We start from the raw sequence: 24,479 nt of genomic DNA on the forward strand, positions 1-24,479 counted from the left end.
GGCTTATCGGGGACGGGCGGATGTAACGTCCCTGTAAAGCCGCCCTCTCGGCGCATCCCTGCGCCTCGCCCCGGCCTGCAGGAAACGCCTCAGCGATTTACAGCCGGACCAGGGCATCGCTGAATGCTCTCAGTCATTCTGAGAGCAGCGTTATCGCTTATGGTTAAAAAATTACTGGGGAACCCTCAGCCCACAGGGAGAGGGAACAAACACTAAAAACGGCAACTTATGTTGCCGTTTTGCTTTTACCTAAGCCACCTGCTGATTTTCCGCTTCCGCATTACGCTGCGCTTCTTCCGCCTCCTGCTCCAGCAGCTGCTTCTCGTACACTTTAAAGAACGGGAAGTAGATAATGGCGGAGACACACGCAAGCACCACTACCAGAATGGCCGCGCGGAAATCCCAGCCCAGCGCCCATGCGGCGCCCACAGGCGCGGGTGCTGTCCATGGAACAACAGAGATAACGCGGCTAATCAGATCAAACTTCATTGCCGCCCAGGCCAGCACGGCGTTGACCATCGGCGCCAGCAGGAACGGAATAAAGAACACCGGGTTCATGACGATCGGCGTACCAAAAATGACCGGTTCGTTGATGTTAAAGATGCTCGGCACCACGCTCAGACGCCCGATGGAGCGCAGGTGCGCTGAACGGCTGCGCAGGTAGCAGAACACCAGCCCCATTGTCGCGCCCGAGCCCCCAATCACGATAAAGAACGTCCAGAACGCTTCCATAAAGATATGGGGAAGAGGCTGGCTTGCCGCAAGGGCGGTCTGGTTAGCCCCGAGATTGGTCAGCCAGAACATCTGCAGCATCCCGGAGACAATTGCCGCCCCGTGGATCCCTGCGAACCACAGTAAATGACCAATCAACACCGCCAGCAGGATGGCAGGCAGAGAATCCGCAGCGGAAACCAGCGGTTTGAAGATTGACATAATGGCCTGCGGGATCAGCATGCCAAACTGAGATTGAATCAACAAACTCAGCGGATAGAGCGTCAGTACGACCACCAGCACCGGGATCAGCAGATCAAAGGAGTTTTTGATCATCGGAGGAACCTGGTCCGGCAGACGGATACCGATATTGTGCGCTTTGAGGAAACGCATCATCTCAACGCAGTAGATTGCTACCAGAATTGCGGTAAAGATCCCCGTGCCTCCCAGGCTGTCTACGGGCAGCGTGCCTTTGGTCTTAGGTGCAGCCACCAACAGAAACGCCATCAGCGACAGCATGGCGCACATGAACGGATCTAACTGATGCGATTTCACATAGTGTTTGCCGAGGTTATAGGCAATGGCCGCACAAATATAAATGGACATAATGCCCATCGTCATATCGAACGGCGTGAGAATCTGGCCTTCAAATTGCTTTGCCATGTCCAGCCAGGCGCGCGCGAAGCCCCAGGTGGTGTCTGGCGAAAACGGTGGGTAAGCAAACACTAACAAAAATGAACCGACAATCATAAAGGGCATCGCGGAAATAAACCCGTCGCGGATAGCCATAACATGACGCTGGGAAGAGATCCGCCCGGCAATGGGACTGACGTAATTTTCAACGAAACGGAATATCAGATTAAACGCAGCATGGTTGGCAGACATAGCAGATCTCCTGTCAGACGTTCGATACGGGCGTTTTCACGCCACACGTTGTTCCATAAATCAGCTTCACAACCTTGCTGGCTCGTGTACCAGCGGTACTGCTCAGACGGAATGGTTTCATAATGTGCTCTTATTATTGGATACAGGGGACGTTACGTCCTCAGTATTAATCTCTGATTCACGCTCTGCAACCGGTTACTGTAACCGGTTTCCGTGAATGTGAAGGCGATCCAGAAATCGGCCATGTAGGATATTTGTTACTTAAGAGATATTTACAGCAGATAAATTCTTATGACAGATTACGCAGGATATTTGTCAGGAGGAAACAATGAGTTTGCAGTCTGTACAGCAGTTTTTTGCCGACAACGCGCCGGATATAGAAATCATTGAACTGAGTCAGAGTACCGCGACCGTTGCGCTGGCTGCTGCCGCTCATCGCGTTGAGCCGGGACAAATCGCCAAGACGTTATCGCTAAAAGTAAAAAATGAGGTGATTCTGGTAGTGGCGAAAGGCGATGCGCGTCTGGACAACAAAAAACTGAAAGATACCTTTGGTGCAAAAGCGCGCATGCTCAGTAGTGATGAAGTGGTGACGATTACAGGCCATCCCGTCGGGGGAGTCTGTCCGTTCGGGCTGGAAAACCCACTTTCTGTTTACTGCGATATTTCGTTAAAACAGTACGCGGAAGTGCTGCCCGCCGCAGGTGCCATCCACAGCGCCGTACGCATTTCACCAGACCGGATGGCTGAGCTGACGTCCGCAAAGTGGGTCGATGTATGCATTTAATTGATGTGCCAGAATGTATCTGGCGCATCAAAAAATCACCGATTATAAAAATGCCGGCGAGCCTGACACCGAACAGCGCATGTCTCTTGCCGGAAGATGAGTAAGAATATCCGCCGCATCAAGCAACCCTACGTCAGAATTCACCCCCAGTTTCACCATCGCATTAAACTTGTGCGCGCGGATGGTTTTAATATTGCGTTCAAGTTGTGTCGCGATTTCAGGAATGGAAAACCCGAAAGACATATACCGCAATATCGCCCGCTCCGTTGGGCTTAACAATCTGTTTTGATTGACATACCAGTGGTTCAGCATATTGTCATTGATATGATGCGTCTCTCTCAATAGCACCACCAGCTCCTCCTGCAGGTGGCTCAGCGGTACCGATTTACTCACAATGCCATGCAGACGAGAAGGCGACAGATGGCTTATCAGGCGCGCTTCCATGTCATCAGACGCAAGTACAATTCGCTGAATATCGCTATGGGTGAAAGCGAGATCCCGCAGGGAAGCCAGGCAGTTACGACGCTCCTCACGCGCATCTGAGAGCGAATAGATCACCGAGAAAAAAGAGATATTGGTCAGCGCCTTTTTAAAGCTTTCGAACTGACTGAAGAGGTGCAGTCGATAATGGCTGAGCATCGGCATCGCAAAAAGATGCTGCAGCCCAACGGCACTCATTGTGCAATTTTCGATGACAGCGATATGTCCTGGTGTATCGGTTTTTTCCATTCCTCATACTCTCCATAGGCTGACATTAAACTCAGCTCTCTCATTCCCTGTGCACTGTTAATCCAGGCGTACATATCGGCATTGCTGCGCAGCGACAACCGTCGCATCGCACTGTTTTTCTGCGCACTGATTGTTTTGTTGCTCTTCTTGAGCAAGGTAGCAATTTGGTTAATTCCCCAGCCCTTACCTAGCAGGCGTAACACTTTGCGTTCAGAGTGGGTAAGCGCAACAAACGGTTCGTCTTCGGTTTCCGCCTCGGCGGGTTCAGGAGACAATAACGTCTGGCTTATCCGCTCCGCCCGCTCGCTACCTGCACGAATAGCATTAATCACGCCTTCAATCGGCTCCATTTCAGAAAGCAACGTGCTTTCCGGGCGCATAAGCAGTTCCACTGCAATGGGATAAAGGGGACGAGAGACCATAAAAATCCAGTGAATATCCCGGTATTGGTTCAGTAAGTTGTAATATTCTTCTAACGTTCCCCGGGGTTTCCTGTATTCACCTGAAATATCAGCAATAATGACATTAGCCCGGCGAAGCTGAAGTAACGTTAACTCCTGCAGCGAACGACAATAAGTCAATTCAAATTCTGGGAAATGGTTTGCCATAACGCTGCCTAACCCGTTTTGCATAACGGGTACCCTGCTAATAACTACGCCATGTTTACCATTCAATGACAACATAGACCCTCCGTGTCCATTTTTCATTTGATGAGTAGCGTCTAAACGCATCAAGATTTATGTTTTTTCGTCCCTGAGTGTAGACTGATTAATACAAGCAGAAGATGAGATATGTTCTTAGCTTAAGAAAGGCCTAAAACAACGCTAATATCTCACAAAGCGCAATTAAATTTAATTGCAAGAGCATTAAAATAATGAAAACATAAAATAAGAATAACTTAATATAAATATTCTATATTTCGACTCATATAAATTCATCGCATTTATATTTAAACCGCATTCTCTTTCGCGAACCGGGCTGCAACTGTTTGCAGGAATCTTGATCTGACCCAGAGCAAGGGATACCGCACTCTGTGCTAAAAGTAAGCATCAGGGGCCAACAGGCAAGCGACTCACCAACACTTCGGGACACTACATGCAGGCAGAAATATCGATGCAGCGTGCCACCACGCGGCTGTGTATTCAGTGCGGACTTTTCCTGCTCCAGCACGGGGCGGAAAGCGCCCTGGTCGAGGAGCTTTCGACGCGTCTGGGGCTGGCATTGGGGATGGATAGCGTCGAAAGCGCGATTTCATCGAACGCTATCGTGCTGACCACCATCAAAGATGGCCAGTGCCTCACCTCTACCCGTAAAAACCACGACCGCGGCATTAATATGCATGTGGTAACCGAAGTGCAGCACATCGTCATTCTGGCTGAACATAAGCTGCTCGACCTGAAAGAGATAGAAAAACGGTTCAACCAAATCAAACCTCTACGTTATCCGCGCTGGCTGGTGGTGTTGATGGTGGGGTTATCGTGCGCCTGTTTTTGTAAGCTCAATAAAGGGGGCTGGGACGGCGCGTTCGTGACCTTCTGCGCCAGCAGCATCGCCATGTATGTACGCCAGGTACTGACGCACCGGCAGTTGCACCCACAAATCAACTTCTGCATCACCGCGTTTGTTGCCACCACGGTGTCGGGGCTGCTGCTGCGCCTGCCGCAGTTTGCCAACACGCCCACCATCGCCATGGCCGCCAGCGTGCTCCTGCTGGTTCCGGGCTTCCCGCTGATTAATGCCGTTGCCGATATGTTTAAAGGGCACATCAATACCGGTCTGGCGCGCTGGGCGATTGCCAGCCTGCTTACGCTGGCAACCTGTATCGGCGTAGTGATGGCCATGACGCTGTGGGGGTTACGCGGATGGGCATAATAACGTTTCTGCTGGCACTGATGCAGGACATGATCCTGGCCGCCATTCCCGCCGTCGGCTTTGCGATGGTCTTCAACGTCCCGCAGCGCGCTTTGCCATGGTGTGCGCTGCTGGGCGCCATCGGTCATGGCTCGAGAATGATCATGATGACCGCTGGTTTTAACATCGAGTGGTCAACTTTTATGGCCTCCATGCTGGTCGGCAGCATTGGTATTCAGTGGTCGCGCTGGTATCTGGCGCATCCTAAGGTGTTCACCGTCGCGGCCGTCATCCCGATGTTCCCCGGCATTTCAGCCTATACGGCCATGATTTCAGCGGTAAAAATCAGCCACTTTGGCTACACCGAGCCACAGATGATCCTGCTTCTGAGCAACTTTCTTAAGGCCTCATCTATTGTTGGCGCACTCTCGATCGGGTTGTCGATCCCGGGACTGTGGCTTTACCGCAAACGCCCGCGCGTTTGATGTTTGTGTTATTTCGCTGCCATGGGGATAATCTTTCTATTCCGTTTAGTGACGATAAGGAAAGGATGTGGCAAACCCTGGCAGCGAACTCCCGGAGCACAGTGAAGAATCCAGCCTGAAGGAAAAAATCTTTCAGAGCGCTATCGCCCTTTTTGCCGAATATGGGTTGAACGGCGCCCGCATGGAGCAGATCGCAGAGAAAGCAGGCACCACTAAACGGATGGTGGTTTACCATTTTAAGAACAAAGAAAATCTTTACCTTCTCGTTCTTGAGTACGTCTACACCCGGATCCGCGCCAGTGAAAAAGCGCTCAGCCTTGCAGAGATACCGCCGGTTGAAGCGCTGGTGCACCTGGTGGAAGCCACCTTTGACTACCACGCAGACCACCCGGATTACATTCGTATTATCTGCATGGAGAACATGCAGCGTGGTCGCTTTATGCAGCAATCCAGCTACCTGCGCCAGGTCAACCGCAGCGCGCTCGACCTGCTCGACGATATCCTGCGGCGCGGAAAAGAAAAGCAGCTGTTCAGCCAGTCGGTTGACCCGCGGGATCTTCACCGCCTGATCAGCAGCTTCAGCTTCCACTATGTTGCCAACAGCTACACCTTTACGCTGCTGTTTGAAGAGGGAGCAGACGAGCAAGCTCAGCGCCAGCACTACCGGAAAATGGCCGTTCAGGTGGCGCTTCGTTATACCTGCCCATAAAATTGCTTGCAATTATATCGTGCACTATCTATATTCAACACATGAACGCAAAAACGAACGACACCACCAACGCGCTTCTGCTGGATAACCAGCTCTGTTTTGCCCTCTATTCGGCAAACCTGGCGCTTAACAAGCTGTACCGGCAACTGCTGGCGCCGCTTAACCTGACCTACCCGCAATACCTGGTGATGCTGGTACTGTGGGAGCAGGATGACATTACGGTGTCGGACATCGGTGAGCGGCTGTTTCTTGACTCTGCCACCCTGACGCCGCTGTTGAAGCGTCTGGAAAGCGCCGGGCTGATCAACCGTCAGCGTTCGCGTAAAGACGAACGCCAGGTCGCCGTCACGCTGAGCGATGCGGGACGTGAGCTGCAGCAGCAGGCCTCCGGGATCCCTCACGCGGTGGGATGCGCAGCGCAATGTGACACTGACACCATGCTGGCACTCAAGCAGCAGCTTGAACTTTTGCGACATCAGTTACATCACGCGTAAGGCTATACTTTTCGCGTATTTATTTACCCCAATATATCGCGCGCTATTTAATAGCACGCACTAACGTAAGATGAGGAACCTGCCATGTCTTTAGAAAAAGTTGTCTACACTGCCAAAGCAAAAGCGACCGGAGGCCGTGACGGCCGCGCAACCTCTTCCGATGGCGTCCTGGACGTCAAACTGGGTGTGCCAAAAGAGATGGGCGGCATGGGGGGCGAAGTGACCAACCCTGAACAGCTGTTTGCTGCCGGCTACTCTGCCTGTTTCCTGGGGGCGATGAAATTTGTGGCTGCGCGCGACAAATTTACGCTGCCAAAAGAGGCCTTCATTGAAGGTGAAGTGGGAATTGGTCCACTGCCAACCGGTTTTGGTATCGAAGCCAAACTGAACATTCACGTTGAAGGCATGGATCCTGCAGAAGCCAAAAAACTGGTGGATGCCGCGCACATTGTGTGCCCGTACTCCAACGCGACCCGCGGCAACATCGACGTGACCCTGAATATCATCGCGTGATAAATGCCTGATGGCGCTGCGCTTATCAGGCCTACGACTGTAGCCCCGGTAAGCGCAGCGCCACCGGGGAAATCCCCTCCATTCCCTCATCCTCTCTGTGCTACCATAAGCCCATATCACGCCCGTAGTAATCAGTAGAGAAAGCGTTATGTCCTCCAGAATTCTGACCACCAGCATTGCTGGTATTGATGCCTTTATGCGCGATCCCCGCGGTGTGTTGACGCACGCCGAAGGCGGCACGCTTGCAGTGTTGGCCGATAACGCCCCGGCGTTTTACGCCCTCACCCCGGAGCGTCTGGCGCAGCTTCTGGAGATAGAAGCGCGGTTGTCGCGCCCGGCAAGTGACGTCACGCTCGATAACCAGTTCTTTGAAGAGCCGGGTAACGCCCCCGTCACGGTGCCGATGGGGAAATTTGCCCTGTACGCGGGCTGGCATCCGGATGTGGATTTTCAGCGGCAGGCGGCATTGTGGGGCATTGCGCTGACGCAACCGGCTACCCCTGAGGAGCTTGCCGCCTTTATTGCCTGGTGGCAGGCAGAAGGCAAAGTCTTCACCCACATTCAGTGGCAGCAAAAGCTCGCCCGCCATCTGCAAATTAACCGCGCCAGCAATAACGGCCAGCCAAAACGCGATATCAACGCTTTTTCAGAACCGGATAAACAGATCCCTAATGGATTCCGAGGTGCGAAATGAAAAACGTCGGCGACCTGATGAAACGACTGCAAAAGATGATGCCAGCCAATGTGAAGCCTGCCTTCACAACGGGTGAAGAACTTCTGGCGTGGCAAAAAGAACAGGGTGAGATCCGCGCTGCCGCCCTCGCCCGTGAAAACCGGGCGATGAAAATGCAGCGTACCTTTAACCGCTCCGGTATTCGCCCCCTGCATCAGAACTGCTCATTCGATAACTATAAAATTGAGACCAACGGGCAGATGAACGCCCTGGCCGCCGCCCGGCAGTACGTGGACGAATTCGACGGCAACATCGCCAGCTTTATCTTCAGCGGTAAGCCCGGCACCGGTAAAAATCACCTGGCCGCCGCCATCTGCAACGAACTGCTTCTGCGTGGGAAATCGGTGTTAATCATTACCGTGGCCGATATCATGTCTGCCATGAAAGACACCTTCAGCAACCGTGAAACCAGCGAAGAGCAGTTGCTTAACGATCTGAGCAATGTGGATTTGCTGGTTATTGACGAGATCGGTGTTCAAACCGAATCCCGCTATGAAAAGGTGATCATTAACCAGATTGTCGATCGCCGCTCTTCTTCCAAGCGTCCCACCGGCATGCTGACCAACCACAATATCGACGAGATGACCCGCTTACTGGGCGAGCGCGTGATGGATCGCATGAAGCTGGGCAACAGCCTCTACGTCATCTTTGACTGGGAAAGCTATCGCAGCCGCGTCACCGGTAAAGAGTATTAAGACAGTTCCAAGAATCGCCGCCGGAACGGAGGTATATACTGGACCCCTTCCGGCCCAAAACGGACCTTTTTGAGAAAGTCATTATGAAAAAACAGATTCTTTTCAGCACACTTTTAGGCGCACTGCTGGTCACCGGCATGGCCCATGCCGCGTCATGGCAGGAGTCCCTCTCCAGCGCCGCCAGCGAACTCACCAAAGAGAGCGGCAGCACTCAGAGCGGGCTGTCAGCCTCTTCCCTCACCAGCCTGCTGGGCAATAGCTCCCAGAGTCTGAGTGCCGGCACCATGAACAACGCAGCAGGCATCCTGGAATACTGTGCGAAGCAAAAGCTGGCTTCCGTCACCGATGCGCAAAATGTGAAAAACCAGGTGCTGGGTAAGCTGGGTCTGGACACCCAGGAGCAGAAAGCCGACACCAACTACATGGACGGCATTCAGGGTCTGCTGAACGCGCAAAATGGTCAGCAGCTGAATCTGAGCACCCTTGGCAACTCATCTCTGGCGAAACAGGTGAAAACCAAAGCCTGCGATCTGGTGCTGAAACAAGGCGTTAATTTCATCTCCTGATCGGCCCCATTTCCTGCCACAACACGCCGCGTTTAATACGTTAGTCTTGCAACGCGGCGTGAAACCGGCATTTTCCCCTTCTGCCCTCGTCTCAGCATCCGTACAGCAGGATGCGACCGCCTTCAAAAAATCGATTTTCTAAACCAATTCCTAACAACGGCACACTTTCGTGACACTAAAATTGCAGCTTAGCGACATCACCATTACATTGTATTACCCAAAAAATAATCAATTAGCCAGCGAAGCACCTGGCGTCATGAGGATATGCTGTTGTCAGAGTTAATGTCCCTTGCCCTTTTTCTGGCCTCCATCGGCGTTTACGCCTGGAAAGCTGGCCGTAACACCTGGTGGTTTATCGCCACGCTGGTGGTGCTCGGCATTTTTATTGTTTTAAACATTACGCTCTACGCCAGCGATTACTTTACCGGAGACGGGATAAACGATGCGGTGCTCTACACCCTGACCAATAGCCTGACGGGCGCGGGAGTGGGTAAATATATCCTCCCCGGTCTGGGCCTGGTGCTGGCGCTGGTGACCATTTTTGGCGCGCTCGCCTGGGTGCTGCGCCGCCGCCGTCATCTTCCGCACCACCATGGCTACAGCCTGCTGGCGCTTTTCCTTGCGCTGGCCTCCGTGGATGCCAGCCCGGCATTTCATCAGATCACCGAGCTGGTGAGATCCCAGTCGCGCGACGGTGACCCGGATTTCGTGGCGTACTATAAAGAGCCATCGAAAACGATAGCCAACCCGAAGCTTAATCTGGTGTACATCTACGGCGAGAGTCTGGAGAGGACCTATTTCGATAACGACGCCTTCCCGAACCTGACGCCGGATCTGGGCGCGCTGAAAAACGAAGGCCTCGACTTCAGTCACACCATGCAGCTGCCCGGCACCGACTACACCATTGCCGGAATGGTCGCCTCCCAGTGCGGCATTCCTCTGTTTGCCCCCTTTGAAGGCAACGCCTCAGCTTCAATGTCGAGCTTCTTCCCGCAGAATATCTGCCTGGGCGACATCCTGAAAAACTCCGGTTACGAGAACTATTTTGTCCAGGGGGCCAACCTGCGCTTTGCCGGGAAAGATGTGTTCCTGAAATCACACGGGTTTGATCATCTGTACGGCTCAGAAGAGTTAAAAACGACCGTCGCCGATCCCACTTACCGCAACGACTGGGGCTTCTACGACGATACCGTGCTGGAGGAAACCTGGAAAAAATTCGAAGAACTGTCCCGCGCCGGGAAACGCTTCTCCCTCTTTGCCCTGACGGTAGATACTCACCATCCTGACGGTTTCGTCTCGCGCACCTGCAAGCGCAAACGCTACGACATTGACGGAAAAGATAATAAATCCTTCAGCGCCGTCACCTGTAGCCAGGAGCATATCGCCGCCCTTGTTCAGAAAATCAAAACCTCACCCTGGTTCAAAAACACGGTGATCGTGGTCTCTTCAGACCATCTAGCGATGAAAAACAGCGCGTGGGATCAGCTGAACAAACAGGATCGCAGCAACCTGTTCTTCGTTCTGCGCGGCGACAAACCGCAGCAGGAGGTAATCGCCACCAAGCGTAATTCGATGGATAACGGCGCCACGGTGCTGGATATTCTTGGCGGTGACAACTTTATTGGCCTGGGCCGCAGCACGCTGTCGGGACAATCGCTGTCCGAAGTGTTCCTCAACATGAAGGAAAAAATCCTCGCCTGGAAGCCGGATATCATACGTCTGTGGAACTTCCCGAAAGAGATGAAAGACTTCATTATCGATCAGGATAAAAAAACGATCGCCTTCTCAGGCAGCCACTTCCGGCTGCCGCTGCTGCTGCGCGTGTCGGATAACCGCGTTGAGCCGCTGCCCGAAAGCGAATACTCGGCGCCGCTGCGCTTCCAGCTGGCGGAGTTTGCCCCGCGAGATAACTTTGTCTGGGTCGATAAGTGCTACAAAATGGGCCAGCTCTGGTCGCCGCCGCTGGCGCTGTCGACGGACTGGTGCGTCTCTCAGGGGCAGCTTGGCGGGGAGCAAACCGTGCAGCACGTGGATAAGCCAGTATGGAAGGGCAAAACCGCCTTCAGGGATACGGTTATCGATACCGCCCGCTATCAGCGCAACATTGATATGCTGAAAATCGTCGACAACGATATTCGCTATAAAGCGGACAGCTTCATCTTCAACGTCGCCGGTGCGCCGGAAGAGGTTAAACAGTTCAGCGGTATCTCTCGTCCGGAGTCCTGGGGACGCTGGTCCAACGCACAGCTGGGCAATGAGGTAAAAATTGAGTATGCCCACCCCTTGCCGCAGAAATTCGACCTGGTGATCACCGCCAAAGCGTATGGCGCTAATGCTAACCGCCCTGTTCCGGTACGGGTGGGCGACAGCGAGCAAACGCTGACCCTTGGCAACGAAGTCAGCACTACCACGCTGCATTTCGATAATCCTTCACGGAGTAATACCCTGGTGATTGTGCCGCCAGAGCCGCAATCCACCAATGAAGGCAATATTCTCGGCCACTCACCGCGCGAGCTCGGGATTGGCATGGTCGAAATTAAAATCGTGGGTAACGCAGGCTAATGCGTGTCGGCCTTAACATCACCGTTCGCCCAACACGCCCCGGTGACGTCACCGCCCTGCCCGCCATAGAACGCGCGGCGGGCGAGCGTTTCCGGGATTACCCGGAACTCGCCTGGCTTGCAGAGGGCGATGTCATTTCCGCTGAGCAGCATCTCGACTACGCCGAACGCGGACTGAGCTGGCTGGCGCTGGCCAACGAACTGCCGGTCGGTTTTATCCTCGCAGAGACGCACGTTTCGTCGCTGTTCATCGTGGAGCTTTCGGTGCATCTGGACTGGCAGGGAAAAGGGATCGGCCGACGGCTCATCGCCTGTGTCGCTGACCAGGCCCGCAAAAGGGGGCTGGCATCGCTGACGCTGACAACCTTCCGGGACGTGCCGTGGAATGCGCCGTTCTATGCGCGGCTGGGGTTTGAAATGATAACGACGCTGACGCCTGAACTGCGTGAAAAACGCGAAGAAGAGACGGCGCACGGTTTAGCGTATGACGCTCGCTGTGCCATGCGCCTGCCTCTGTAATATCGTCCGACGGCGCACCGTCATTGCGTAGGCCGGGTAAGGCGTAGCCGCCACCCGGCACCACATACGGCGTTAGAAGGTTTCCCAGTTATCGCCCGCATCCGCGGTCGCCGGTTTACGCATCACCACCGGTGCAGCAACGCTTTTGGCAGCGGCAAACTCACGTGCTTTCATCTGCTCCTGCTGAATACGGAACACCGCGACGGCCTGCGTCAGGCGGCTCGCCTGCTCTTCCAGCGCCGCAGCGGCAGCAGCAGACTCTTCCACCAGCGAGGCGTTCTGCTGAGTCACGCGATCCATCTCCGCCACCGCCAGACCAACCTGATCGATACCGCGGCTCTGCTCATCAGAGGCAGAGGCGATTTCGCCCATGATATCGGTCACGCGGGTCACCGCATTAACGATTTCACCCATCGTTTCACCGGCGCTTTCCACCAGCGTTGAGCCCACTTCCACACGACCGACGGAGTCTTCAATCAGGCTCTTGATCTCACGGGCAGCCTGGGCACTGCGCTGGGCCAGGTTACGTACTTCACCTGCCACGACGGCGAATCCGCGACCCTGCTCACCCGCACGTGCAGCTTCAACCGCCGCGTTCAGTGCCAGAATGTTGGTCTGGAAGGCAATACCGTCAATCACGCTGATAATATCGGCGATTTTCTGCGAACTGCCCGCGATGTCGCGCATGGTTTGCACCACGTTATCCACCACTTTCCCGCCCTTCTGTGCGGTTTCAGACGCGCTCAGCGCCAGGTTGCTCGCCTGGCGGGCATTCTCGGCGTTCTGCTTCACGGTCGCCGTCAGCTGCTCCATGCTGGCTGCGGTCTCTTCCAGGGAAGCGGCCTGCTGTTCAGTACGGGAAGAGAGATCGTTATTGCCCATCGCGATTTCGCTCGCGCCGCTGTAGATGGCGTTTGCGCCGTTACGCACGTCACCAACGGTACGTACCAGTTCGCTCTGCATATGACGCAGCGAGTCGGCCAGTTCACCCATCTCGTTAGCGCCTTCCACTTCAATGCGCTTCACCAGATCGCCGCTGGCGATATGGCGGATGTTGTCGATGAGACGGGTCAGCGGAGAGATCAACGCCTGCTTGATACCCAGCCACACGCCCACGATGACCACCAGCACAACGATCAGCACGCTGATCAGCACCCAGATCGCCTGGCTGTAAGAGCTGTTGCTGTTTTCCACCGCCATCTGATACAGCTTGTCGTTCTGCAGCAGGTAGTTCACATACTGCTTCTCAAAACCATCCTGATAGCTCTGGGTAGGCTGATCGAAGAAAGCGTTAATTTTGCCTGCACCCAGCAGCTGAATCAGCTCCGCCAACGCGCCGTGATAAATATCGTAGTTACGCTTAATTTCCATCGCTTCAGCGTCGCTCTGACGCGGATCGCGCGGCAGGGCTTCGTAGGCAGCCCAGTTTTTTTCCGCCTGTTTCAGTGACACAGAGGCAATTTGCATCAGATCGTTCACGGTCGCGCCGCTGCCGATATTGTTCTGATCCATCATGTAGCGGATGCCTGCGCGGTTCAGGGTGTTACGGGTTTGCAGCAACGCCACCCAGCTGGCGTTCAGCGTGGATTGTTGCTGGCGAATGGTTTGCAGGACGGTGAAATTCTCTTTGTCATGCTTCAGGGCATTGAAGAAAAGACCACCGGAGGTCAGTTGTAAAAGGCCAAATATCGCTAAAACCAGCATTAAGCTGGTGACAATCTTGATACGGTTTAACATGTTTTCTCTTCCTTCAGACAGATACAGAATTTTCGGCCTGGAAAGGGAAAACTTTACGAAAATCATCCTTTAATTTGTGGTTTTTACTCTTCGTCACGCGCTGCGTTATGGCGGTTTCCCAGCGCGATAAACTCCTCAAGCAGCGCCGTCAGCTGTTTCATCTTCTCCGGCGTATATTCCGCCTCTATTTGCTGGTACGCCTCTTCCACCTGCGCCTGGGCGTGCTCATACAGCGCGTTGCCCTCTTTGGTCAGCGACACGTACAGCTTGCGCTGGTCATTGACCGGTTTTAAGCGCAGCACCAGACCGTCGCGCTCCATGCGCGTCAGAATGCCCGTCAGGCTCGGGCGCAATATGCAGGTCCGAAACGCCAGATCGTGAAAATCCATCGAGGGATGTTCAGCCAGCACTCGCACAATGCGCCACTGCTGCTCGGTCAGGTTATGCCGCTTCACAATCGGTCGGAAGTAGGACATCGCCGCTTCCCGCGCCTGCAACAGGGCGATAGTTAAAGAATCATGCATAGCCACTCCCGCTTATTGTTAACAAGTAAACAATTCAAAATCGCTGTTTTAATCAACTGCTTTTTGACCATCGAAAAGTCTAACAGAAACAACAGCACTTTATTAACACGATGATAAATATATTATTTTAAACGAAAATGTAAATTTATTGTTATTCATATCACAAATATTTCACTTCTGATTGCGAAATAATCAGTAAAAGCATAAAACCAGATCATTAACATATTAACAAAATCAACGCCGGCGTTCCGGCCTGAGGAGTATGTCAATGAAAGGTACCGTTTTTGCCGTGGCGCTGAACCACCAAAGCCAGCGCGACGCCTGGGCTGAGGCGTTTGAAAAAGCCCCTTACAACACCCCGCCAAAAACCGCGGTGTGGTTTATCAAGCCACACAACACGGTGATCCGCGCAGGTGAACCCATCCCGTTCCCGCAGGGTGAGACGGTGCTGAGCGGCGCAACCGTCGCGCTGGTGGTGGGCAAAACGGCCAGCAAAGTTCGCGTGGAGGACGCGGCGGCCTACATCGCCGGGTACGCGCTGGCCAACGAGGTAAGCCTGCCGGAAGAGAGCTTTTATCGTCCGGCAATCAAAGCCAAATGCCGGGACGGGTTTTGTCCGCTGGGTGAGCTGGTCGCCGTCGACAACGTAGATAACCTGACTATCATCACTGAAATCAACGGCCGTGAAGCGGACCACTGGAACACCGCCGGGCTACAGCGCAACGCCGCCGAACTGCTGAGCGCCCTGAGCGAGTTCGCGACCCTGAATCCGGGCGATGCGATCTTGCTCGGCACGCCGCAAAGCCGCGTCGAGATCCGCCCGGGCGATCGGGTACGCATTCTGGCGGAAGGGTTCCCGGCACTGGAAAACCCGGTGGTGGATGAACGCGACGTGGCGATGGCTCAGGGCGCGCACCCTCACCCCACGCTGTTCGCCCTCGGCCTGAACTACGCCGATCACGCCAGCGAGCTGGCATTCACGCCACCGACCGAGCCGCTGGTATTTATCAAAGCGCCCAATACCTTCAACGGCGACAACCAGACCTCGGTACGCCCGGACAACGTTGAGTACATGCACTACGAGGCGGAGCTGGTGGTGGTCATTGGCAAAACCGCGCGTAAGGTCAGTGAAGCCGAGGCGATGGATTTTGTTGCCGGCTACACGGTCTGTAACGACTACGCCATTCGCGACTATCTCGAAAATTACTACCGCCCGAATCTGCGGGTCAAAAGCCGCGACGGGTTAACCCCCATCAGCCCCAACATCGTGCCAAAAGCAGCCATTCCCGATCCGCATAACTTAACCCTGCGCACCTTCGTCAACGGTGAATTACGTCAGGAAGGGACCACGGCGGATCTGATCTTCAGCATCCCATACCTGATTGCATACCTGAGCGAATTCATGACTCTGCAGCCGGGTGACATGATCGCCACCGGCACGCCAAAAGGACTGTCCGACGTGGTACCGGGGGATGAAGTGGTGGTGGAAGTGGAAGGCGTGGGTCGCCTGGTAAACCGGATTGTGAGTGAGGAGACGGCAAAATGAAAAAGATTAACCACTGGATCAACGGCAAAAACGTGGCGGGAAGCGACTACTTCCACACCACCAATCCGGCCTCCGGCGAGGTGCTGGCAGAAGTCGCCGCCGGCGGGGAAGCGGAAATCCATCAGGCCGTGGCGGCAGCAAAAGAGGCTTTCCCAAAGTGGGCCAACCTGCCGATGAAAGAGCGTGCGCGTCTGATGCGTCGCCTGGGCGATCTGATTGACCAGAACGTGCCGGACGTTGCCGCGATGGAAACCGCCGACACCGGCCTGCCCATCCACCAGACCAAAAACGTGCTTATCCCGCGCGCCTCGCACAACTTCGAGTTCTTCGCCGAAGTGTGCCAGCAGATGAACGGCAAAACCTACCCGGTTGACGACAAGATGCTGAACTACACCCTGGTGCAGCCGGTGGGCGTCTGCGCGCTGGTGTCGCCGTGGAACGTGCCGTTTATGACCGCCACCTGGAAGGTCGCCCCATGCCTGGCGTTGGGGAATACCGCCGTGCTGAAGATGTCTGAACTCTCGCCGCTGACCGCCGACCGTCTGGGCGAACTGGCGCTGGAGGCGGGTATTCCGGCGGGCGTGCTGAACGTGGTGCAGGGCTATGGCGCCACGGCAGGCGATGCGCTGGTGCGCCATCACGACGTGCGGGCCGTCTCCTTCACCGGCGGCACCGCCACCGGGCGCAATATCATGAAAAACGCCGGGCTGAAGAAATACTCCATGGAGCTGGGCGGCAAATCCCCGGTACTGATTTTTGAAGATGCCGACATTGAGCGCGCGCTGGACGCCGCCCTGTTCACCATCTTCTCCATCAACGGCGAGCGCTGCACCGCGGGCTCGCGCATTTTCATCCAGCAGAGCATCTACCCGGAATTCGTCAAACGCTTCGCCGAGCGCGCCAACCGCCTGCGCGTGGGCGATCCGACCGATCCGAACACCCAGATTGGCGCGCTGATTAGCCAACAGCACTGGGAGAAAGTCTCCGGCTATATCCGCCTGGGCATTGAGGAGGGCGCGACCCTGCTGGCGGGCGGCCCGGACAAACCGGCCGACCTGCCCGCGCACCTGAAAGGCGGTAACTTCCTGCGCCCGACGGTACTGGCGGATGTCGACAACCGCATGCGCGTGGCGCAGGAGGAGATCTTCGGCCCGGTAGCATGCCTGCTGCCGTTCAAGGACGAAGCGGAAGGGCTACGCCTGGCCAACGACGTGGAGTACGGCCTGGCGTCGTACATCTGGACCCAGGACGTCAGCAAAGTGCTGCGTCTGGCGCGCAATATCGAAGCGGGCATGGTGTTCGTGAATACCCAGAACGTGCGCGATCTGCGCCAGCCGTTTGGCGGCGTGAAGGCCTCCGGTACCGGGCGCGAAGGCGGCGAGTACAGCTTTGAGGTGTTCGCGGAGATGAAGAACGTCTGCATCTCCATGGGCGACCATCCGATTCCAAAATGGGGGATCTAAAATGGGAAAGTTAGCGTTAGCGGCAAAAATCACGCACGTACCGTCAATGTATCTCTCTGAGCTGCCGGGTAAAAACCACGGCTGCCGTCAGGGGGCCATCGACGGGCATAAAGAGATCGGCAAGCGCTGCCGCGAGCTGGGCGTCGATACCATCATCGTTTTCGACACCCACTGGCTGGTGAACAGCGCGTACCACATCAACTGTGCCGACCATTTTTCAGGCGTTTACACCAGTAACGAGCTGCCGCACTTTATCCGCGACATGACCTACGACTACGACGGCAACCCGGAGCTCGGGCAGCTGATCGCCGACGAGGCGGTCAAGCTTGGCGTGCGCGCCAAAGCGCACAACATCCCGAGCCTGAAGCTGGAGTACGGCACGCTGGTGCCGATGCGCTACATGAACGCGGATAAGCACTTCAAAGTGGTCTCCATCTCGGCGTTCTGCACGGTTCACGACTTCGCCGACAGCCGCAGGCTGGGCGAGGCCATCGTCAGCGCCATTGAAAAGTATGACGGCACCGTGGCGGTGCTCGCCAGCGGCTCGCTGTCGCACCGCTTTATCGACGACCAGCGTGCGGAAGAAGGGATGAACAGCTACACCCGCGAGTTCGACCGCCAGATGGACGAACGGGTGGTGAAGCTATGGCGCGAAGGCCAGTTCAAAGAGTTCTGCAGCATGCTGCCGGAGTACGCCGATTACTGCTACGGCGAGGGCAACATGCACGACACGGTGATGCTGCTGGGCATGCTCGGCTGGGACAAATACGACGGCAAGGTTGAATTCCTCACCGAGCTGTTCGCCAGCTCCGGTACCGGCCAGGTTAACGCCGTTTTCCCGCTGCCCGCGTAAGGAGCCACCATGCCGCATTTTATCGCTGAATGTACCGACAACATCCGCGAGCAGGCCGACCTGCCGGGGCTGTTCTCCAAAGTGAACGAGGCGCTGGCCGCCACCGGAATTTTCCCCATCGGCGGTATCCGCAGCCGCGCCCACTGGCTGGATACCTGGCAGATGGCGGACGGCAAGCAGGAGTACGCCTTTGTGCATATGACGCTGAAGATTGGCGCCGGGCGCAGCCTGGAAAGCCGCGAGGCCGTGGGGGAGATGTTGTTTGCGCTGATCAAAGCGCATTTTGCCAACCTCATGGCGAGCCGCTATCTGGCGCTGTCGTTTGAGCTCGATGAACTGCACCCGACGCTCAATTACAAACAAAACAACGTACACGCGTTGTTTACGTAATACCGGCACGGTCTGTCCCCTCTCCCACTGGGAGAGGGAGAAAACAAACATAAAACAGGATATCGCCATGCTCGACAAACACACCCATACCCTGATCGCCCACCGCCTGCATCAGGCGGAGCAGTCCCGGGAGCAGATCCGCGCGATCTCGCTGGAGTACCCGGAGATCACGATTGAAGACGCCTACGCCGTACAGCGCGAATGGGTGAACCTGAAAATCGCCGAAGGCCGCGTGCTGAAAGGCCACAAGATCGGCCTCACCTCAAAAGCGATGCAGGCCAGCTCGCAGATCAGCGAGCCGGACTACGGTGCGCTGCTGGACGATATGTTCTTCCACGACGGCAGCGACATCCCCGTCGATCGCTTTATCGTCCCGCGCATTGAGGTGGAGCTGGCCTTCGTGCTGGCAAAACCGCTGCGCGGCCCGAACTGCACGATCTTCGACGTCTACAACGCCACGGATTACGTCATCCCCGCGCTGGAGCTGATCGACGCCCGCTGCCACAACGTTGACCCGGAAACCCAGCGCCCGCGCAAGGTGTTCGACACCATCTCCGATAACGCCGCCAACGCGGGCGTCATCCTCGGCGGCCGTCCGATTAAGCCCGACGAGCTGGATCTGCGCTGGATCTCCGCCCTGCTCTATCGCAACGGGGTGATCGAAGAGACCGGGGTCGCCGCGGGCGTGCTCAACCACCCGGCTAACGGTGTGGCGTGGCTGGCTAACAAGCTTGCGCCGTACGACGTGCAGCTTGAGCCGGGGCAGATCATCCTCGGCGGTTCGTTTACCCGTCCGGTCGCGGCCAGCAAAGGCGATACCTTCCACGTGGACTACGGCAACATGGGCTCCATCAGCTGCCGCTTTGTCTAGGAGATAACCATGCAAAACGCATTCAAAACGGCGCTGAAAGCCGGAAAGCCGCAGATTGGTTTATGGCTGGGGCTGACCAGCAGCTACAGCGCCGAACTGCTGGCGGGGGCTGGTTTCGACTGGCTGCTGATCGACGCCGAACATGCGCCGAACACCGTGCAGACCGTCTTAACCCAGCTGCAGGCCATCGCCCCTTATCCGAGCCAGCCGGTGGTACGCCCGTCGTGGAACGATCCGGTGCAGATCAAACAGCTGCTGGATGTGGGCGCGCAAACCCTGCTGGTACCGATGGTACAAAACGCCGAAGAAGCCCGTCTGGCGGTCCGTTCCACGCGCTATCCGCCTGCGGGTATTCGCGGCGTGGGCAGCGCCCTGGCGCGGGCCTCGCGCTGGAACCGCATCCCGGACTACCTGCACCAGGCCAACGACGCCATGTGCGTGCTGGTGCAAATCGAAACCCGCGAGGCGCTAAAAAACCTGCCGCAGATCCTGGATGTGGACGGCGTCGACGGGGTGTTTATCGGCCCGGCGGATCTGAGCGCCGACATGGGCTTTGCCGGTAATCCTCAGCACCCGGAAGTGCAGGCGGCCATTGAACAGGCGATCGCGCAGATCCTGAGCGCCGGCAAAGCGCCCGGCATCCTGATGGCCAACGAGCAGCTGGCAAAACGCTATCTCGAACTCGGCGCGTTGTTTGTCGCCGTCGGCGTCGACACCGCCCTGCTCGCCCGCAGCGCCGAAGCGCTGGCGGCACGTTTTATCGATCACCCGGTTACGTCAGTTAATAACAATAAATCCGTCTACTAAACGTAAGATCTGGAGCGCACCATGACGACCTCTACCCTGCAAGATAATAAAGCTGTTGAACATCGCGTTATAAATAAGCTGTTCCGTCGTTTGATCGTGTTTCTCTTTATCCTGTTTGTCTTCTCGTTTCTCGATCGCATCAACATTGGCTTTGCCGGGCTGACGATGGGCAAAGATCTGGGCCTCACCTCCACGATGTTTGGCCTGGCCGCGACGCTCTTTTACGTCACCTACGTGCTGTGCGGGATCCCGAGCAACATCATGCTGGCGAAGATCGGCGCCCGGCGCTGGATCGCCGGGATCATGGTGGTGTGGGGGATCGCCTCCACCTGCACCATGTTCGCCACCAGCCCGGAAACGCTCTATGTGCTGCGTATGCTGGTGGGCATTGCCGAGGCTGGCTTCCTGCCTGGGATTTTGGTCTATCTCACCTGGTGGTTCCCGGCCTATCACCGCGCCCGCGCCAACGCGCTGTTTATGATTGCCATGCCGGTAACCATGATGCTCGGCTCTATTCTTTCCGGCTACATCCTGGCGATGGACGGGCTGTGGAACCTGAAAGGCTGGCAGTGGCTGTTCCTGCTGGAAGGGTTGCCGTCGGTGGTGCTCGGCGTGGTGACCTGGTTCTACCTTAACGACACCCCGGATCAGGCCAGTTGGCTGGATGATGAAGAAAAGCAAACGCTGAAAACCATGATCGCCCGTGAGCAAGAGCTGGCGGTGGCGCATGCCGCCACGCCGCGTTCAACGCTGCGTGAAGTCCTGACCCCGGCGGTACTGCTCTATACGCTGGCCTATTTCTGCCTGACGAACACGCTAAGTGCGATCAACATCTGGACGCCGCAGATCCTGCAAAGCTTCAACACCGGCAGCAGCAACATTGTGATCGGCCTGCTGGCAGCGATCCCGCAGTTTTGCACCATCCTCGGCATGATCTGGTGGAGCCGTCGCTCCGACAGGCTGAAAGAGCGAAAAAAGCACACCATCCTGCCGTATCTCTTCGCGGCGGCGGGATGGATGCTGGCCTCGGCCACCGATCACAGCCTGATCCAGCTGCTTGGCATCATCATGGCCTCAACCGGATCGTTTACCGCCATGGCGATATTCTGGACCACGCCGGATCAGGTTATTAGCCTGCAGTCCCGTGCGGTGGCGCTGGCGGTGATCAACGCTATCGGCAACGTCGGATCCGCCGTCAGCCCGCTGCTGATCGGCATTCTGCGTGATGCCACCGGCAGCTTCAGCTCCGGGCTGTGGTTCGTCGCCGGGCTGCTGGTGGTGGGCGCGCTGGTGCTGACGCGGATCCCAATGACCCGCCAGGAAAGCCTCGGGCGCGATCCGGGGATGGCGGCACAGAAGATCCACTGAGGAGGAGCTATGTGCCAGAGCCCCGTCGCCAATATCGATATCAGCAAAGAGTACGACGAAAGTCTGGGCACCGACGATGTGCACTATCAGTCGTTCGCCCGCATGGCGGCCTTTTTTGGCCGCGACATGCAGGCGCATCGTCACGACCAGTATTTTCAGATGCACTTTCTTGATACCGGGCAGATAGAACTCCAGCTCGACGATCATCGCTACTCGGTACAGGCTCCGCTGTTCGTCATTACCCCGCCGTCGGTGCCACACGCGTTTATCACCGAATCCGACAGCGATGGCCACGTTCTGACGGTACGCGAGGATCTCATCTGGCCGCTGCTGGAGGTGCTCTACCCCGGCACGCGAGAAGCGTTTGGCTTGCCGGGAATCTGCCTGTCGCTGGCCGATAAGCCCGACGAGCTGGCGGCGCTCAGGCACTACTGGCAGCTGATTGCCAGGGAATCCACCGGGCAACTTCCTGGGCGCGAGCATACCCTGGTGCTGCTCGCGCAGGCGGTCTTTACCCTGCTGCTGCGTAACGCCAGGCTCGACGACCACGCTTCAGGCGGCATGCGCGGTGAGTTAAAACTGTTCCAGCGCTTTACCCAGTTGATTGACACCCACTATCATCAGCACTGGACGGTGCCGGACTACGCCTGTGAACTCCACCTGACCGAATCCCGCCTGACCGATATCTGCCGCCGCTTCGCCAACCGTCCGCCGAAGCGGCTGATCTTCGACCGCCAGCTGCGCGAAGCCAGACGGCTGTTGCTCTTTTCCGACAGTACGGTCAGCGAGATTGCGTGGCAGCTGGGCTTTAAGGATCCGGCCTATTTTGCCCGCTTTTTCAATCGCCTGACGGGCTGCTCGCCCAGCGCGTATCGGGCGCAGAAAGTACCGGTTTCCCCTGTTGCCCTCACCTCTGCCCTCTCCCAACGGGAGAGGGAGTAACCGTCCCCTCTCCCGTTGGGAGAGGGTTAGGGTGAGGGAAATCACACTCTGCCATCTCTCGCGAAAAGTACCTGCCGTTGTCCCAATCGTCCCTTCACGTTCCGCCCCTCTCACGCTTCAATTAAACAACAAAAACAAAACATAAATTTAACAAACCAATTCCGATACGAGGTCCCTATGAAGCCTGAAGAGTTCCGCGCTGATACCAAACGCCCGTTAACCGGCGAAGAGTATTTAAAAAGCCTGCAGGATGGCCGCGAGATTTATATCTACGGCGAGCGCGTTAAAGACGTCACCACCCATCCGGCGTTTCGCAATGCGGCGGCCTCCATCGCGCAGATGTACGACGCGCTGCACAAACCGGACATGCAGGACACGCTGTGCTGGGGCACCGACACCGGCAGCGGCGGTTACACCCATAAGTTCTTCCGCGTGGCGAAAAGCGCCGACGACCTGCGTCAGCAGCGGGACGCCATCGCCGAGTGGTCTCGCCTGAGCTACGGCTGGATGGGCCGCACGCCGGACTACAAAGCCGCGTTCGGCTGCGCGCTTGGCGCGAACCCGGCCTTCTACGGCCAGTTCGAGCAAAATGCCCGTAACTGGTATACCCGCATTCAGGAAACCGGCCTGTACTTTAACCACGCTATCGTCAACCCGCCTATCGACCGCCACAAACCGGCGGACGAGGTGAAAGACGTCTATATCAAGCTGGAAAAAGAGACCGACGCCGGGATCATCGTCAGCGGCGCCAAAGTGGTTGCCACCAACTCCGCGCTGACCCACTACAACATGATCGGCTTTGGCTCCGCGCAGGTGATGGGCGAAAACCCGGACTTTGCGCTGATGTTCGTCGCGCCAATGGACGCCGAAGGGGTGAAGCTGATCTCCCGCGCCTCCTACGAGATGGTGGCTGGCGCTACCGGCTCGCCGTACGACTACCCGCTCTCCAGCCGTTTTGATGAGAACGACGCGATCCTGGTGATGGATAATGTACTGATCCCATGGGAAAACGTGCTGATCTACCGCGATTTCGACCGCTGCCGTCGCTGGACTATGGAAGGCGGTTTTGCCCGCATGTACCCGCTGCAGGCCTGCGTGCGTCTGGCGGTGAAGCTCGACTTCATCACCGCCCTGCTGAAAAAATCGCTGGAGTGTACCGGCACCCTGGAGTTCCGCGGCGTGCAGGCAGATCTCGGCGAAGTGGTCGCCTGGCGCAATATGTTCTGGGCGCTGAGCGACTCCATGTGTTCCGAAGCCACGCCGTGGGTGAACGGTGCGTACCTGCCGGATCACGCGGCGCTGCAAACCTATCGCGTGATGGCGCCAATGGCCTACGCGAAGATTAAAAACATCATCGAACGCAACGTCACCAGCGGGCTGATCTACCTGCCATCCAGCGCACGGGATCTGAACAACCCGCAGATCGATCAGTATCTGGCGAAGTACGTGCGCGGCTCCAACGGCATGGATCACGTCGAACGCATCAAGATTTTGAAGCTGATGTGGGATGCCATCGGCAGCGAATTTGGCGGCCGTCACGAGCTGTATGAGATCAACTACTCCGGCAGCCAGGACGAAATTCGCCTGCAGTGTCTGCGCCAGGCGCAAAGCTCCGGCAACATGGACAAAATGATGGCGATGGTCGACCGCTGCATGTCTGAGTACGACCAACACGGCTGGACGGTGCCACACCTGCACAACAACAGCGATATCAACATGCTGGACAAGCTGCTGAAATAA

25 protein-coding genes are annotated in these 24,479 nt (G+C 56.4%); 20 read left to right on the forward strand and 5 right to left on the reverse strand.

The window, feature by feature from the left end; all coding sequences use genetic code 11:
• Positions 1 to 249: 249 nt before the first annotated feature.
• Positions 250 to 1,596 (reverse strand): PTS cellobiose transporter subunit IIC, encoded by a 1,347-nt coding sequence (locus tag AK59_RS0104760; RefSeq protein WP_013095475.1) that lies wholly within the window; start codon positions 1,594 to 1,596, stop codon positions 250 to 252.
• Positions 1,597 to 1,924: 328 nt separating this feature from the next.
• Here AK59_RS0104760 and AK59_RS0104765 point away from each other — a divergent pair, with 328 nt between their 5' ends.
• Positions 1,925 to 2,383: a YbaK/EbsC family protein gene (locus AK59_RS0104765; RefSeq protein WP_013095474.1), complete on the forward strand. Its 459-nt coding sequence runs from the start codon at positions 1,925 to 1,927 to the stop codon at positions 2,381 to 2,383.
• Between the two features lie 42 nt (positions 2,384 to 2,425).
• Here AK59_RS0104765 and bglJ read toward each other — a convergent pair whose 3' ends face one another.
• Together bglJ and AK59_RS0104775 are read right to left on the reverse strand one after the other, a co-directional pair.
• On the reverse strand, positions 2,426 to 3,061 hold the full coding sequence (gene bglJ, locus AK59_RS0104770; protein WP_013095473.1) for a DNA-binding transcriptional activator BglJ: 636 nt from the start codon (positions 3,059 to 3,061) through the stop codon (positions 2,426 to 2,428).
• Positions 3,058 to 3,795: a helix-turn-helix transcriptional regulator gene (locus AK59_RS0104775; RefSeq protein WP_020688833.1), complete on the reverse strand. Its 738-nt coding sequence runs from the start codon at positions 3,793 to 3,795 to the stop codon at positions 3,058 to 3,060. The genes bglJ and AK59_RS0104775 overlap by 4 nt, the downstream gene beginning before the upstream one ends.
• 412 nt (positions 3,796 to 4,207) lie before the next feature.
• On the opposite strand from AK59_RS0104775, the gene AK59_RS0104780 reads away from it, so the two are divergent.
• The 10 genes from AK59_RS0104780 (at position 4,208) to AK59_RS0104825 (ending at position 12,238) form a co-directional block, all read left to right on the forward strand.
• Positions 4,208 to 4,984 (forward strand): threonine/serine ThrE exporter family protein, encoded by a 777-nt coding sequence (locus AK59_RS0104780; protein WP_029882175.1) that lies wholly within the window; start codon positions 4,208 to 4,210, stop codon positions 4,982 to 4,984.
• Complete coding sequence (locus tag AK59_RS0104785; protein WP_029882176.1) at positions 4,975 to 5,448, forward strand: threonine/serine exporter; 474 nt, start codon at positions 4,975 to 4,977, stop codon at positions 5,446 to 5,448. The genes AK59_RS0104780 and AK59_RS0104785 overlap by 10 nt, the downstream gene beginning before the upstream one ends.
• A 67-nt stretch (positions 5,449 to 5,515) precedes the next feature.
• Positions 5,516 to 6,157: a TetR family transcriptional regulator gene (locus tag AK59_RS0104790; RefSeq protein ID WP_029882177.1), complete on the forward strand. Its 642-nt coding sequence runs from the start codon at positions 5,516 to 5,518 to the stop codon at positions 6,155 to 6,157.
• Between the two features lie 41 nt (positions 6,158 to 6,198).
• On the forward strand, positions 6,199 to 6,651 hold the full coding sequence (locus AK59_RS0104795) for a MarR family winged helix-turn-helix transcriptional regulator (RefSeq protein ID WP_013095464.1): 453 nt from the start codon (positions 6,199 to 6,201) through the stop codon (positions 6,649 to 6,651).
• A gap of 84 nt (positions 6,652 to 6,735) precedes the next feature.
• Positions 6,736 to 7,164 carry an organic hydroperoxide resistance protein gene (locus tag AK59_RS0104800; protein ID WP_013095463.1) on the forward strand — a complete coding sequence of 143 codons (429 nt, stop codon included), beginning with the start codon at positions 6,736 to 6,738 and terminating at the stop codon, positions 7,162 to 7,164.
• 148 nt (positions 7,165 to 7,312) lie between these two features.
• Entirely contained in the window at positions 7,313 to 7,858 is a 546-nt protein-coding gene (gene dnaT / locus AK59_RS0104805) for a primosomal protein DnaT (RefSeq protein WP_014830554.1), read from the forward strand.
• The gene (gene dnaC / locus AK59_RS0104810; RefSeq protein ID WP_013095461.1) at positions 7,855 to 8,592 is read left to right on the forward strand and encodes a DNA replication protein DnaC; all 738 of its coding nucleotides are present in this window, start codon (positions 7,855 to 7,857) and stop codon (positions 8,590 to 8,592) included. Before dnaT ends, dnaC begins: the two co-directional genes overlap by 4 nt.
• Before the next feature lie 83 nt (positions 8,593 to 8,675).
• On the forward strand, positions 8,676 to 9,158 hold the full coding sequence (locus AK59_RS0104815; RefSeq protein ID WP_029882178.1) for a DUF2501 domain-containing protein: 483 nt from the start codon (positions 8,676 to 8,678) through the stop codon (positions 9,156 to 9,158).
• A 270-nt stretch (positions 9,159 to 9,428) separates the two neighbouring features.
• Entirely contained in the window at positions 9,429 to 11,720 is a 2,292-nt protein-coding gene (gene opgB / locus AK59_RS0104820) for a phosphatidylglycerol--membrane-oligosaccharide glycerophosphotransferase (protein ID WP_029882179.1), read from the forward strand.
• Entirely contained in the window at positions 11,720 to 12,238 is a 519-nt protein-coding gene (locus AK59_RS0104825) for a GNAT family N-acetyltransferase (RefSeq protein ID WP_029882180.1), read from the forward strand. Before opgB ends, AK59_RS0104825 begins: the two co-directional genes overlap by 1 nt.
• A gap of 72 nt (positions 12,239 to 12,310) precedes the next feature.
• Here AK59_RS0104825 and tsr read toward each other — a convergent pair whose 3' ends face one another.
• Together tsr and hpaR are read right to left on the reverse strand one after the other, a co-directional pair.
• Positions 12,311 to 13,975 carry a methyl-accepting chemotaxis protein gene (tsr, locus tag AK59_RS0104830; protein ID WP_029882181.1) on the reverse strand — a complete coding sequence of 555 codons (1,665 nt, stop codon included), beginning with the start codon at positions 13,973 to 13,975 and terminating at the stop codon, positions 12,311 to 12,313.
• Positions 13,976 to 14,058: 83 nt separating this feature from the next.
• Positions 14,059 to 14,499, reverse strand: a complete 441-nt coding sequence (gene hpaR, locus AK59_RS0104835) for a homoprotocatechuate degradation operon regulator HpaR (protein WP_013095456.1) — start codon at positions 14,497 to 14,499, stop codon at positions 14,059 to 14,061.
• Positions 14,500 to 14,767: 268 nt separating this feature from the next.
• Between hpaR and hpaG the strand changes: the two genes are divergently transcribed.
• The 9 genes from hpaG to hpaB all read left to right on the forward strand — a co-directional run bounded on the left by hpaG (position 14,768) and on the right by hpaB (position 24,479).
• Positions 14,768 to 16,045 carry a 4-hydroxyphenylacetate degradation bifunctional isomerase/decarboxylase gene (gene hpaG / locus AK59_RS0104840; protein WP_013095455.1) on the forward strand — a complete coding sequence of 426 codons (1,278 nt, stop codon included), beginning with the start codon at positions 14,768 to 14,770 and terminating at the stop codon, positions 16,043 to 16,045.
• Positions 16,042 to 17,508: a 5-carboxymethyl-2-hydroxymuconate semialdehyde dehydrogenase gene (hpaE, locus tag AK59_RS0104845; RefSeq protein WP_029882182.1), complete on the forward strand. Its 1,467-nt coding sequence runs from the start codon at positions 16,042 to 16,044 to the stop codon at positions 17,506 to 17,508. Before hpaG ends, hpaE begins: the two co-directional genes overlap by 4 nt.
• Before the next feature lies 1 nt (position 17,509).
• Positions 17,510 to 18,361: a 3,4-dihydroxyphenylacetate 2,3-dioxygenase gene (hpaD, locus tag AK59_RS0104850; protein WP_029882183.1), complete on the forward strand. Its 852-nt coding sequence runs from the start codon at positions 17,510 to 17,512 to the stop codon at positions 18,359 to 18,361.
• 9 nt (positions 18,362 to 18,370) lie between these two features.
• Positions 18,371 to 18,751 (forward strand): 5-carboxymethyl-2-hydroxymuconate Delta-isomerase, encoded by a 381-nt coding sequence (locus AK59_RS0104855; RefSeq protein WP_029882184.1) that lies wholly within the window; start codon positions 18,371 to 18,373, stop codon positions 18,749 to 18,751.
• A 67-nt stretch (positions 18,752 to 18,818) separates the two neighbouring features.
• Positions 18,819 to 19,622, forward strand: coding sequence for a 2-oxo-hept-4-ene-1,7-dioate hydratase (hpaH, locus tag AK59_RS0104860; RefSeq protein ID WP_013095451.1), 804 nt, complete (start codon positions 18,819 to 18,821; stop codon positions 19,620 to 19,622).
• Between the two features lie 9 nt (positions 19,623 to 19,631).
• A complete protein-coding gene (hpaI, locus tag AK59_RS0104865; protein WP_029882185.1) occupies positions 19,632 to 20,429 on the forward strand; it encodes a 4-hydroxy-2-oxoheptanedioate aldolase in 798 nt (265 codons plus the stop codon).
• A gap of 21 nt (positions 20,430 to 20,450) precedes the next feature.
• Positions 20,451 to 21,797, forward strand: coding sequence for a 4-hydroxyphenylacetate permease (gene hpaX, locus AK59_RS0104870; protein WP_013095449.1), 1,347 nt, complete (start codon positions 20,451 to 20,453; stop codon positions 21,795 to 21,797).
• Between the two features lie 9 nt (positions 21,798 to 21,806).
• Positions 21,807 to 22,739 carry a 4-hydroxyphenylacetate catabolism regulatory protein HpaA gene (gene hpaA / locus AK59_RS0104875; protein WP_029882186.1) on the forward strand — a complete coding sequence of 311 codons (933 nt, stop codon included), beginning with the start codon at positions 21,807 to 21,809 and terminating at the stop codon, positions 22,737 to 22,739.
• A gap of 177 nt (positions 22,740 to 22,916) precedes the next feature.
• Complete coding sequence (gene hpaB, locus AK59_RS0104880; protein WP_013095447.1) at positions 22,917 to 24,479, forward strand: 4-hydroxyphenylacetate 3-monooxygenase, oxygenase component; 1,563 nt, start codon at positions 22,917 to 22,919, stop codon at positions 24,477 to 24,479.

Source organism: Enterobacter sp. T1-1, assembly GCF_000710795.1.
Taxonomy (GTDB): Bacteria; Pseudomonadota; Gammaproteobacteria; order Enterobacterales; family Enterobacteriaceae; genus Enterobacter; species Enterobacter cloacae.